13 protein-coding genes and 1 pseudogene are annotated in these 10,544 nt (G+C 73.4%); 9 read left to right on the top strand and 5 right to left on the bottom strand.

Features of this window, described 5'->3' with window-relative positions; translation table 11 throughout:
• From MNZ29_RS22210 to MNZ29_RS22195, 4 genes are all read right to left on the bottom strand, one after another.
• The coding region (locus MNZ29_RS22210; RefSeq protein ID WP_242356769.1) for a methyltransferase domain-containing protein at positions 1-475 on the bottom strand (475 nt) is incomplete at its 3' end.
• 144 nt (positions 476-619) lie between these two features.
• Positions 620-1,402 (bottom strand): hypothetical protein, encoded by a 783-nt coding sequence (locus MNZ29_RS22205; protein WP_242341175.1) that lies wholly within the window; start codon positions 1,400-1,402, stop codon positions 620-622.
• A 131-nt stretch (positions 1,403-1,533) separates the two neighbouring features.
• Positions 1,534-2,061, bottom strand: coding sequence for a hypoxanthine phosphoribosyltransferase (hpt, locus tag MNZ29_RS22200; protein WP_242341174.1), 528 nt, complete (start codon positions 2,059-2,061; stop codon positions 1,534-1,536).
• A complete protein-coding gene (locus MNZ29_RS22195; protein ID WP_242341173.1) occupies positions 2,054-2,869 on the bottom strand; it encodes a uracil phosphoribosyltransferase in 816 nt (271 codons plus the stop codon). The genes hpt and MNZ29_RS22195 overlap by 8 nt, the downstream gene beginning before the upstream one ends.
• Before the next feature lie 54 nt (positions 2,870-2,923).
• Here MNZ29_RS22195 and MNZ29_RS22190 point away from each other — a divergent pair, with 54 nt between their 5' ends.
• From MNZ29_RS22190 to rplI, 9 genes are all read left to right on the top strand, one after another.
• Positions 2,924-4,483 carry a carboxypeptidase M32 gene (locus MNZ29_RS22190; protein WP_242356767.1) on the top strand — a complete coding sequence of 520 codons (1,560 nt, stop codon included), beginning with the start codon at positions 2,924-2,926 and terminating at the stop codon, positions 4,481-4,483.
• Positions 4,484-4,562: 79 nt separating this feature from the next.
• Positions 4,563-5,465 (top strand): 4-(cytidine 5'-diphospho)-2-C-methyl-D-erythritol kinase, encoded by a 903-nt coding sequence (gene ispE, locus MNZ29_RS22185; protein ID WP_242356765.1) that lies wholly within the window; start codon positions 4,563-4,565, stop codon positions 5,463-5,465.
• Positions 5,432-5,731: a septation regulator SpoVG gene (spoVG, locus tag MNZ29_RS22180; RefSeq protein ID WP_242341170.1), complete on the top strand. Its 300-nt coding sequence runs from the start codon at positions 5,432-5,434 to the stop codon at positions 5,729-5,731. The genes ispE and spoVG overlap by 34 nt, the downstream gene beginning before the upstream one ends.
• Positions 5,732-5,872: 141 nt before the next feature.
• Positions 5,873-6,838, top strand: a complete 966-nt coding sequence (locus MNZ29_RS22175; protein WP_242356763.1) for a ribose-phosphate pyrophosphokinase — start codon at positions 5,873-5,875, stop codon at positions 6,836-6,838.
• Positions 6,839-7,265: 427 nt separating this feature from the next.
• Positions 7,266-7,973, top strand: a complete 708-nt coding sequence (locus MNZ29_RS22170) for a 50S ribosomal protein L25/general stress protein Ctc (protein WP_242341168.1) — start codon at positions 7,266-7,268, stop codon at positions 7,971-7,973.
• Between the two features lie 8 nt (positions 7,974-7,981).
• Positions 7,982-8,560 (top strand): aminoacyl-tRNA hydrolase, encoded by a 579-nt coding sequence (pth, locus tag MNZ29_RS22165; protein ID WP_242341167.1) that lies wholly within the window; start codon positions 7,982-7,984, stop codon positions 8,558-8,560.
• Positions 8,561-8,667: 107 nt separating this feature from the next.
• Positions 8,668-9,117: a 30S ribosomal protein S6 gene (locus MNZ29_RS22160; protein WP_242341166.1), complete on the top strand. Its 450-nt coding sequence runs from the start codon at positions 8,668-8,670 to the stop codon at positions 9,115-9,117.
• Between the two features lie 3 nt (positions 9,118-9,120).
• Complete coding sequence (gene rpsR, locus MNZ29_RS22155) at positions 9,121-9,549, top strand: 30S ribosomal protein S18 (protein WP_242356761.1); 429 nt, start codon at positions 9,121-9,123, stop codon at positions 9,547-9,549.
• A gap of 13 nt (positions 9,550-9,562) precedes the next feature.
• Positions 9,563-10,012: a 50S ribosomal protein L9 gene (rplI, locus tag MNZ29_RS22150; protein WP_242341164.1), complete on the top strand. Its 450-nt coding sequence runs from the start codon at positions 9,563-9,565 to the stop codon at positions 10,010-10,012.
• Between the two features lie 102 nt (positions 10,013-10,114).
• Here rplI and MNZ29_RS22145 read toward each other — a convergent pair.
• Positions 10,115-10,544 (bottom strand): annotated as a pseudogene (locus MNZ29_RS22145) (hypothetical protein); the annotation flags it as partial.

Here is a 10,544-nt window from a genome sequence, read left to right as displayed (position 1 = left end):
ACTCGTCCGCGAGCGTCGCGACGAAGGCCTCGTAGGGCGGCGCCTCGGGCGCGGCCGGCTCGCCGCCGAGATCGGCGAGCGCGGTGCCCCCGGCCGCGATCGCGGTCACGAGGCGGCCGCCGGGCGCGAGGAGGCGCCGGAGCGTCGCGACGCGGGCCGGCTCGCGCGCGAGCGCGCTCCCGTCGGCGACGAGCACGAGGTCGAAGGTGCCGGCCCGCAGCGCCTCGGGCTCGGCGGCGCGGAACTGCACGAACGGGTGGTGCCCGGCCTCGCGCGCGGCGGCGAGCTCCGGCTCGCTCGGCGCGATGGAGAGGACCGCCGCCGCCCCGCGCTCGGCGAGGAACAGCGCGGTCGCGCCGTCGGAGGCCGCCGCCGCGCCGATCTCCAGCACGCGGCGGCCGGCGAGGAGCGGCTCGATGAAGCTGTAGCGCGCGAGCAGATCGCCCGCGCCGTTGCGCGCGTGAAAGGGGGCCATGGCGCGGCGATGTTACCACCCCGGCCCCGGGCGTCCGGCGGCGGGGCCCGCGGCGCTTAGGCGGGCGGCCCGCGGGGAGCGCGGGGGTCGGAGAGGAGCGGAGGTGTGCGCACCTCGGGGCGGCGGCCCCGCCACGGCGCGGACCTAGCGCTTCTCGCCGCCCGACTCCCCCGATGGCGGTGCCGGGGCCGACTCGGGCGCGGTCGGGGCCGCCTGGGCCGGCGCCCCGGGCTGCGCCGCCGGCTGCGCGCCCTGCCCGCTCTGCTGGGACCGCTGCGCGCTGGCCGCATTCCGGAGCGCGATCGAGGCGGCGTCGAGCGCGGGCTCGACGTCGTGAAGGAGCGCGCGCGCGTCGTTCGCGCGGGCGGAGCGCGAGGCGCCCGTGTGCCGCAGCTTCTCCGTCGCGTCGCGCAGCTCGCCGACGGCGCGATCGAGGAGCCGCTGCGCCTCGTAGAACCCGGACTCGGCGCGGAGCGCGGAGAGGTCCTCGCGCTGCGTGGGCGAGAGGCCGGCGAGCCGCTCGGCGCGGGAGAGGTAGCCGAGCCCGCGCTCGAGCCGCGCCGCGTCGCCGCTCGCGATCTCCTCGCGCGCCCAGCCGGAGAGGAGATCGTAGATCCCCTGGTCGAGCAGGCTCCGCTCCTCGAACGCGCGCTCCGCCGGGAGCGGCTTGCCGGGGGGCGCCACGATGGGCTCGTACGCCTGCGCCTGCGACGGATCGGCGGTCTTGAAGGTCTGCCGGCCCAAGGGCGCGAGGATGCCGCGCATCACCACGAGGCGCCCCTCGTCCGGAACGAGGTACCAGGTGCGCGCGTTCCGCTCCGAGACGAGCCACAGGACGAGCGCGAGGAGCCCCACGATCGCGACCCACGCGACCGCCGCCCTCGCCCCGCCGCCGCGCCGCGGCGTCCTCGTCGTGTCGTCCGCCACGAGTGTCCTCCCGCGCTGCGCGACGGTTCGCGCGCTCGCGATCGCCTTCCGCGCCGCGAACCGCGCCGTCGCTAGAGCCTCGTGCCGGCGGGCCTCTCGCCCGCGGCCGGTCACGAATGACGACTACCCCTTCACACCCGCGGCACGCCCACGAACGGCAGGTTCCGCATCTTGCCGTCCCAGTCCAGCCCGTAGCCCACCACGAACTCGTCGCCGATCTCGAAGCCGCGGTACTGGATGGGCACCTTCACGACCGCGCGCGACGGCTTCTCGAGGAGCGCGCACACCTGCACGCTCGCGGGCTTGCGCGTCGCGAGGTTGTCGAGGAGGTACCGCATCGAGAGCCCGGTATCGACGATGTCCTCGACGAGGAGCACGTCCTTGCCCTCGATCGGCCGGGTGAGATCGCTCGTGATCTGCACGACCCCGGTCGAGCGGGTGCCCTGGTACGAGGAGATGCCGATGAAGTCGATGGAGATCGGCAGGTCGATCGCCCGCACCAGGTCGGCGAGGAAGATGAAGCTCCCCTTCAGCACCCCGACCACCACGAGCGAGCGTCCCGCGTGATCGCGCGTGATCTCGGCGCCGAGCGCCGCGACCCGCGCCTGCAGGTCCGCCTGCGAGATGAGGACGTCGACCTTGCCCGCGCCGCTAGACATAGGCGTTGTTCAGGATCTCCCCGAAGCCGCCGCCGCCGGGGACGATGTACTGGTGGTCGTCGAGGCCGCGCTCCTCGTCCCAGCGCGTGCCCGGGATCGTCGCGAGGACGTCCGGCGCCGAGAGGCCGCGGTCCACCCGGATCGCGTAGACGACGACGTCGGGGTGCGCCCGCGTCATCGTGCGGAGGTACTCCGGGGTGACGATGAGGTGGATGTTCACGATCCGCCGGGGCCTGCCGGGGACCTTCGTCTTGTAGGTCTGGATGGCGGTCGAGAGCGAGCTGCCCGTCGCGCCCATCGGGTCGGGGAAGAGCAGGAACGCCTCGTCGATGTCCCCGCCGATCTTCATGCCCCCGATGCCGGCGCCGACGACCTCCTCGTTCACCCCGAGCATGCGGCTCATGATGATGTGGTCCTGCCGCACGAGCGAGGGCTCCAGCGTCTCGTTCAGGAGGTCGTAGGCGACCTGCGACGGGAGCGCGCCCGCCCGGGCGATGTTCACCGTCACGGCGCGGACCGCCCGGTCGATGACCTCGCCCTCGAAGATCCCCTGGGGGGAGGTGTCGATCATGCGCGTCGGGACCGAGACGCGCCGGCGCGGGAACTCGACGTTGAGGACGGTGCGGATGAGGTCCTCGTAGAGGATGCGCACGAGCCGGCTGATGTCGGGCTGGCGCGTCTCCTTCGCGCAGAGCGTCGCGAGGTGTCCGAGGAGGAACGGGTTCGCGACGATGTGCACGTTCTCGCCGTAGCGGTGCTCGATCTCGGAGAGCCGGAACGGGACGGTGTCGTAGCTGCGGTCTCGCACGGGCGGGGAGCATAATGCTTGTCCCCCCGGATTCCTCTGCCTAAATGAGCGGCCATGCCCGAGACCGCCCCCGCCCCGAGGAGCGCCGCGTGGGAGACGCTCGCGGCCGTCATGTGCGACGTGCGGGCGCTCGGGGGCGCCGTCTCCCTCCTTCAGTGGGACCAGGAGACGTTCATGCCGGCGAAGGGCGCGGTCGCCCGCGGCGACCAGCTCGCCGCGGTCCAGGCCGCCCTCCACGAGCGGCTCACCCAGCCCCGCGTCGCCGAGGCGCTCGACCTCGCCGAGCGCGAGGCCTCCGGGGATCCCGACCGCGCCGCCGCCCTCCGCGCGCTCCGCTTCGATCACGAGCGCGCCGCGCGCGTGCCGCAGGACCTCGTCCGCGCGCTCGCGCAGGCCCAGGCGGAAGGCGTCGACGCCTGGAAGGCGGCCCGCAACGCGCGCGCCTTCGCCCTCTTCGCCCCGAAGCTCGCCCGGCTCGTCGAGCTCCGGCGCGAGCAGGCCGACGCGCTCATGCCCATGCTGGCGCGGAGGCCGGAGGCGCAGCCGGACCCCGGCAAGATCGAACCTTACGACGCGCTCCTCGAGGGCTACGAGCCCGGCATGCGCGTCGCCCGCCTCGAGCCCATCCTCCGCCGGCTCGTCGGGTGGCTCTCGCCGCTCGTCGCGGCGATCGACGCGGCCCCTGCGCCCGAGGACGGGTTCCTCTCCGGCCGCTTCGACGGCGAGGCCCAGTGGGGCTTCACCCTCGAGCTCCTCGCGGCGCTCGGCTTCGACCCCGCGGCCGGCCGGCAGGATCGCTCGCTCCACCCCTTCACCCTCGGCCTCGACCCGGGCGACGTGCGCGTCACGACGCGCGTCTACGAGGCGCAGCCGCTCTCCGCGATCTTCTCCACGCTCCACGAGGCCGGCCACGGGCTCTACGAGCAGCACCTCCCCGGCGAGCACCGCCGCTCCCTGCTCTGCGCCGCGCCGTCGATGGGGATCCACGAGTCGCAGTCGCGCCTGTGGGAGAACCTGGTCGGCCGCTCGCTCCCGTTCTGGCGTGCGTTCCTGCCGCGGCTCGCGGCGCGCTTCCCGCAGCTCGCCGGGGTCGCGCCCGCCGACTTCCACCGGGCGGTGAACCGCGTCGAGCGCTCGCTCGTGCGCGTCGAGGCGGACGAGGTCACCTACAACCTCCACGTCGCGCTGCGCTTCGAGCTCGAGCTCGGGATGATGCGCGGCACGCTCGCGGTGTCGGACCTCCCCGAGGCGTGGGCGACGCGCTCCGAGGCGCTCCTCGGCGTCCGGCCGCGCGACGACGCAGAGGGGGTGCTGCAGGACATTCACTGGGCGTGGGGAGACCTCGGCTACTTCCCGACCTACACGCTCGGCAACCTCTACGCCGCGACGCTCTTCGCCGCCGCCGGGCGCGCGCTCCCCGGGCTCGACGACGCCATCGCCGCGGGCGATCTCGCCCCGCTGCGGCGCTGGCTCGCCGAGAAGGTCTACCGCGTCGGCCGCCGCAAGGACGCCGAGGACATCGTGCGCGACGCGGCCGGGGTGGGGCTCACCGACGCGGACTTCGAGCGCTACGTGAAGACGAAGTACGGCGCGCTCTACGGCCTCACGCTCTGACCGGGGTGGCGCCATGCCCTTCGCAGGGCGACGCGCGGGCGGGGCCGCAGGGCGCGAGCGCCTGTGGTAGGAGCGACGCGTGCGCCTCCAGACGATCGCCCCTGCGAAGGTGAACCTCGTCCTGCGCGTCGGCCCGCCGCGGAAGGACGGCTTCCACGGCATCCGCTCGCTCATGGTCCCGCTCGACCTCGGCGACCGCGTGGACGTCACGGTGGGCGAACGCGCGGGGCCGGTCACCTGCCGCGTGCCGGGCCGCCCCGAGCTCGACGGCGCCTCGAACCTCGCCGCCCGCGCTGCGGAGCGCTTCCGCGCGCGCTTCGGGATCGAGCGCGCCGTGGCCATCCGCATCGCGAAGCGAGTCCCGGTCACCGCCGGCCTCGGCGGCGGCTCGTCCGACGCGGCCGCGGTGCTCCGCTGCCTCGCGCGCGCGTTCCGGATCCGCGACGCCGGGGCGCTCGCGGCGATCGCGGCGGAGGTCGGCTCCGACGTGCCGTTCTTCCTCGGCCCCGGCCCGGCGTGGGCCGAGGGCCGCGGCGAGCGGCTCACGCCGGCCGACGTGGCGCCTCAGCACCTCGTGCTCGTCTACCCGACCGCTCCCGAGCTCGCCATCCGCGCCGGCGACGCCTACCGCTGGCTCGACGCAGCGCGGCACGGCCGCAGCCCCCGGCTCGCGCCACGCTTCGATCGCTTCGATCCGTCCCGCGCGGGGAACGATCTCGAGCCGCCCTGTCTCGCGGAGCGGCCGCCCCTGAAGACGCTCTTGGGGCTGCTTGTGGGTCGCGGCGCGACGGCCGCTATAATGTCCGGAAGCGGGCCCACCGTGTTCGGGCTTTTTCCCAGCAAGAACGCGGCGGCGCGAGCGGCGCGGACGATCGCGGAGGAGATCGTCGAGCAGGACGTGAGGGTCCTCGCCGCGAGGACGGTGCGACGGCATCCGGGGGTTACGCCATGGAGATCACCGAGGTCCGCGTCTTCCCCGTGAACGAAGAGAAGCTGAAGGCGTACGTCACGATCACCCTCGACGACTGCTTCGTCATCCGCGACCTCAAGGTGATCAACGGCAACACCGGCCTCTTCATCGCGATGCCGGCGAAGCGCCGCAAGGACGGCACGTTCAAGGACATCGCCCACCCGCTCAACACCGAGACGCGGGAGCGGATGGAGCGGACGATCCTCGCCCAGTACGAGCGCGAGGTGCACAAGGGGGCGGCTCCCCGCCCGACCGGCACCGATCCGCACGACGCCTGACGCGGCGCCGGTCTCGCTTTTCCGCTCCGGCGCGCTTGCCCGTTGGGTCCGTCCGACGGTTCCGGTATATGTGGCGCCGCCGACGGCCTCCCCTCCCCGGGGCCGTCGTCTGTTCTTCGCGGGATCACGCCGGAGCGCGCGATGCAATTCCTTGGAAATCGGCCCGACTACCGGGTCTTCTCGGGCAACTCGAACCGGAAGCTCGCCGAGGCGATCTGCAAGGAGCTCGGCCGGCCCCTCGGCCACGCGACGGTCGGGCGCTTCTCCGACGGCGAGATCCAGGTCGAGATCGGCGAGAACGTCCGCGGGCTCGACACGTTCGTCGTCCAGTCCACCTCCCCGGACGCGAACACGAACGCGATGGAGCTCCTCATCATGATGGACGCGCTGAAGCGCGCATCCGCGGGCTCCATCACCGCCGTCATGCCCTACTACGGCTACGCGCGGCAGGACCGGAAGGTCGCCTCGCGCTCGCCCATCACCGCGAAGCTCGTCGCGGACCTCCTCGTGGCGGCGGGCGCGACGCGCGTCGTCTCGATGGACATGCACGCCGGCCAGATCCAGGGCTTCTTCAACGTGCCGTTCGACCACCTCTACGCCGCGCCCGTGCTCGTCGAGCACATGCGCAAGCGCTTCGACGGCGACACCCAGAACGTGGTGGTCGTCTCGCCGGACGCCGGCGGCGTGGAGCGCGCCCGCGCCTACGCGAAGCGGCTCGGGTCCACCCTCGGCATCATCGACAAGCGGCGCACGAAGCCGAACGTCGCCGAGATCATGAACGTCATCGGCGAGGTGCAGGGGAAGATCGCCGTGCTCCTCGACGACATGATCGACACCGCCGGCACGCTCACCCAGGCGGCGAACGCGCTCATGGACAAGGGCGCGCTCAAGGTCTACGCGTACGCGACGCACGCGGTGCTCTCCGGCCCGGCCGTCGAGCGGATCGTGAAGAGCCCGATCGAGGAGGTCGTGGTGACCGACACGATCCCCCTGCGCCCGGAGGCGGAGGCGTGCCGGAAGATCCGCGCGCTCTCGGTCGCGGGGCTCCTCGCCGAGGCCATGCGCCGGATCCACTCGGCCGACTCGCTGTCGAGTTTGTTCGTCTAAGCGGGGGCTGCGCCCCCGCCCCGCCGACGGCTGACCGCCGTCGTCGGGGCCCTGGCTTCTTGCCGGGGGACACCCACGACGCGTCCCCCGGACCCCCGGCTCGCTCCGGCGCAGCCTCATCCGGCTGCGCCTGCGCTCGTAGAAGGTCGCCGAGCGCGCCCGCTTGGCGGGTGCGCGCTGGTTCCCCGCCGGAGGGGCTTCGTCCCTCCCACGGCGAGAGGTCGGTCGTGACCGCTCGGCGGGGCCCCCGACGGTAAACCGCCCCGAACCTCTTGACTCGCCGCGGGGTTTCCGGTAATCACCCGCGCTCCCGTGGCTCCCGGAAGGTCGGGGGCCCTCACACCACCCAGGGCCGGCACGCTCATCCGGCGGCCCCTCGCGCTCCGCTCCTCGATCGGAGCGGCCCGAGTCCATTGGGAGGACGAGAATGGCCGACATCATCGTCAACGCGCAGCGCCGCGAGGGCAAGGGCAAGGGTCCCGCCCGCAGGCTGCGTCAGCAGGGCCTCATCCCCGCGGTCGTCTATGGCCGCAAGCAGGAGCCGACCCACCTCGCGGTGGATCCCAGCGCGCTCCTCAAGGCGATCGAGACCCCTCACAAGTTCAACACCCTCCTCACCCTGAAGCTGGACGGCAGCGACAAGCACGTCCTCTTCAAGGACTGGGCGGTCGATCCCGTCTCGCGGAAGCTCGAGCACGCCGACTTCCTCGAGGTGAGCCTCGAGGAGCCGGTGAAGGTCGACGTGCCGGTCGTCACGACCGGCCGCGCGGCCGGCCAGGCGGAGGGCGGCATCCTCTCGCTCGCGACGCACGAGATCGTGCTCGAGGCGCTCCCGGCGAAGATCCCGGTGCGGATCGAGGTCGACGTCACGAACCTCAAGATCGGCGCCTCGATCCACGTCTCGGAGCTGACCCCGCCCGAGGGGTGCAAGTTCAAGTTCACGACCGACTACGTGATCGCGTTCGTCGCCGTGCCGGAGAAGGAGGAGGTCGTCGCCCCGGTGGCGGCCGCCGTTCCGGGCGCGGCTCCGGCCGAGGGCGCTGCCGCCCCGGCGGGCGCGGCCCCCGCGGCTGCGGGCGCCGCCGCTCCTGCGGCCGAGGGCAAGAAGCCCGAGGCCAAGGGCGCGAAGAAGTAGGCACGCCCTTGAAGCTCGTCGTCGGCCTTGGGAACCCCGGCCCCGACTACGCGCGCACGCGCCACAACGTCGGCTTCCTCGTTGCCGACCGGCTCGCGCTCGCCCTCGGGGCCGAGTTCACCCTCCGCAAGTTCGCCTCCGAGCTGGCGGAGGGGCGGGCGGGCGGCGAGCGGGTCTGGATCATGAAGCCCCAGACCTACATGAACCACTCCGGCGAGGCCGTCGGGCCCGCGCTCCACTTCTGGAAGCTCGGGCGCGAGGACCTCGTCGTCGTGCATGACGACCTCGAGCTCGACCCCTTCCGGATCCAGCTCAAGGTCGGGGGCGGGCACGGCGGGCACAACGGCCTGAAGAGCGTGAACGCCCACGTGGGCGGCCCCGACTACGCGCGCGTTCGCGTCGGCGTGGGCCGGCCGCCGCCGCGGATGGACCCGGCCGACTACGTGCTCGGCCGGTTCTCGAAGGGCGACGAGGCGGAGCTCGAGGACTGCCTCGTGCGCGCCACCGACGCCACCCGGCTCGTCGTCGAGCTGGGCGCGGCGAAGGCGATGAACCAGGTGAACCGCCGCGCGAGCGCGGCGGGATAGCAGCACTCTCCTGCAGCACCCGCCGACCGGCATGGGGCCGGGCGGCGGAGACGGAGACGACTCCTCGCGGCGGGCGAACCGCCGCTTTCAGACCCGAGGGGAGCGACATGGCGGAGACGAGGAAGCTCGTACGCGAGTACGAGACCATCTACCTGCTCAAGGCGGAGACGCCGGACGATCAGGTGGAGGAGATCAAGGAGCGCCTGCGCGGCGTCGTGACGCGCGAGAGCGGCAAGGTCATCCGGTTCACCAACCAGGGCAAGCGGAAGACCGCGTTCCCGGTCGGCAAGAACCCGAAGGCGCTCTACATGCACGTCCTGTACATCGGCCAGCCTGGCCTGGTGGCGGAGCTCGAGCGCAACCTGAAGATGATCGACGTGGTGCAGAAGTTCCAGTCGGTGAAGGTCGCCGACGGCGTGGACTTCGACGCCCGCCAGGTCGAGGCCGACGTGAAGATCCAGGCCGTCGAGGACGAGCAGAAGCCGCGCGAGGAGCGCGGTGAGTTCGTGCCCGGCGAGGAGCCGTTCGAGGCCGAGGCGCCCGAGGCGGAGGAATAGGCCATGGCACGTCCTGACATGGGTGGTCCGAAGAGCAGCGGTGGGTTCGGCGGTCCTCGGAGCGGTGGCGGCTTCGGCGGCGGCGGGTTCGGCGGTGGTGGCGGCGGCGGCGGGGGCTTCGGCTCGCGCGGCGGCGGCGGCGGCGACCGCGGGGATCGCGGCGACCGGGGCGATCGCGACGATCGCGGCGGCGACGAGGGCGGTGGGCGGCGCGGCTTCGGCCGGCGCAAGGTCTGCCGGTTCTGCGCCGACAAGACGCTGAAGGTCGACTACAAGGACCAGTCGCAGATGAAGTACTTCCTGACCGAGCGCGGCAAGATCATCCCCCGCCGCATCAGCGGGAACTGCGCGAAGCACCAGCGCGAGGTGGCCACCGCCGTGAAGCGCGGCCGCATGCTCGCGATCCTGCCCTACACCGTGGGCGGGATGTAAAGGGAGGCCGGCGATGAAGCTCATCCTCCGTGAAGACGTCGAGAACCTGGGCAAGGGCGGCGAGCTCGTGGAAGTGAAGCCCGGCTACGGGCGCAACTTCCTGCTCCCCCGCGGCCTCGCGGTCCTCGCGAACCCGAAGAACGTCCGCGAGCTCGAGCACCAGAAGGCCATCGCGACGGCCAAGGCCGCCAAGATGAAGGCGAGCGCGCAGGCCGTCGCGAAGCGGCTCGCCGAGACGCCCATCACCCTCGTGCGCAAGGTCGGCGAGCAGGACAAGCTCTACGGCTCGGTCACGGCGATGGACGTCGCCGAGGCCCTCGCCGCGCGCGGCCTGCAGATCGACCGCCGCTCGATCGATCTCTCCGAGCCGATCAAGACCACGGGCGACTTCGAGGTCCCCGTGAAGCTCCACAGCGAGGTGGTCGGCAAGGCCAAGGTGAAGGTCGAGGCCGAGCCGGCGTAACCGCTCGCCCGCACCGCCTCATCGAGAGGGCCGGTCCTCAGGGGCCGGCCCTCTCCTCGTTTTCGGCCACGCGCCGCGCCCCGCGCCATGGAGGAGGCTCCCTCAGCGGCAGAGGGGCCCGGCGTCCGGCGGCAGCTCGCCCGCGTCGATCGCGGCGGCGCGCGCGCTCGAGAGGGCGGAGTCCGGCCCCCCGGCCACGGCGACGGCGACGGCGCGCCACGCGTCCGCCGCGCGTACCCGGAGCGCCGGGTCCGCCGGCGCCGCGCGGAGCAGCTCCTCCGCGGCGCGCGCGGCGAGCACGCGGGCGGTGGCGGCGCGCTCCGGAGCCGGCGCGGGCGCGCGCGAGAGGAACGCCTCCGCCCTCGCCCAGACCTCCTCCGCGCCGCAGGGCGGCGCGAGCGCGATGGCCCGGAGCGCCGCCTCTTCCGCGAGCGGTCCCGCGCCGCCGATCCTCCGCTCGAACGCGGCGAGGTAGCGGACCTTGCCGTCCGCCGCCTCGAAGAGCGCCTCGCCGAGCCGCCGGGCGGCGGCG

This window comes from Anaeromyxobacter sp. SG64 (genome assembly GCF_022690745.1).
Taxonomy (GTDB): Bacteria; Myxococcota; Myxococcia; order Myxococcales; family Anaeromyxobacteraceae; genus Anaeromyxobacter; species Anaeromyxobacter soli.
The sequence above is the reverse complement of the archived record's forward strand: the minus strand, read 5'-3'. Positions and strand labels throughout refer to the sequence as shown.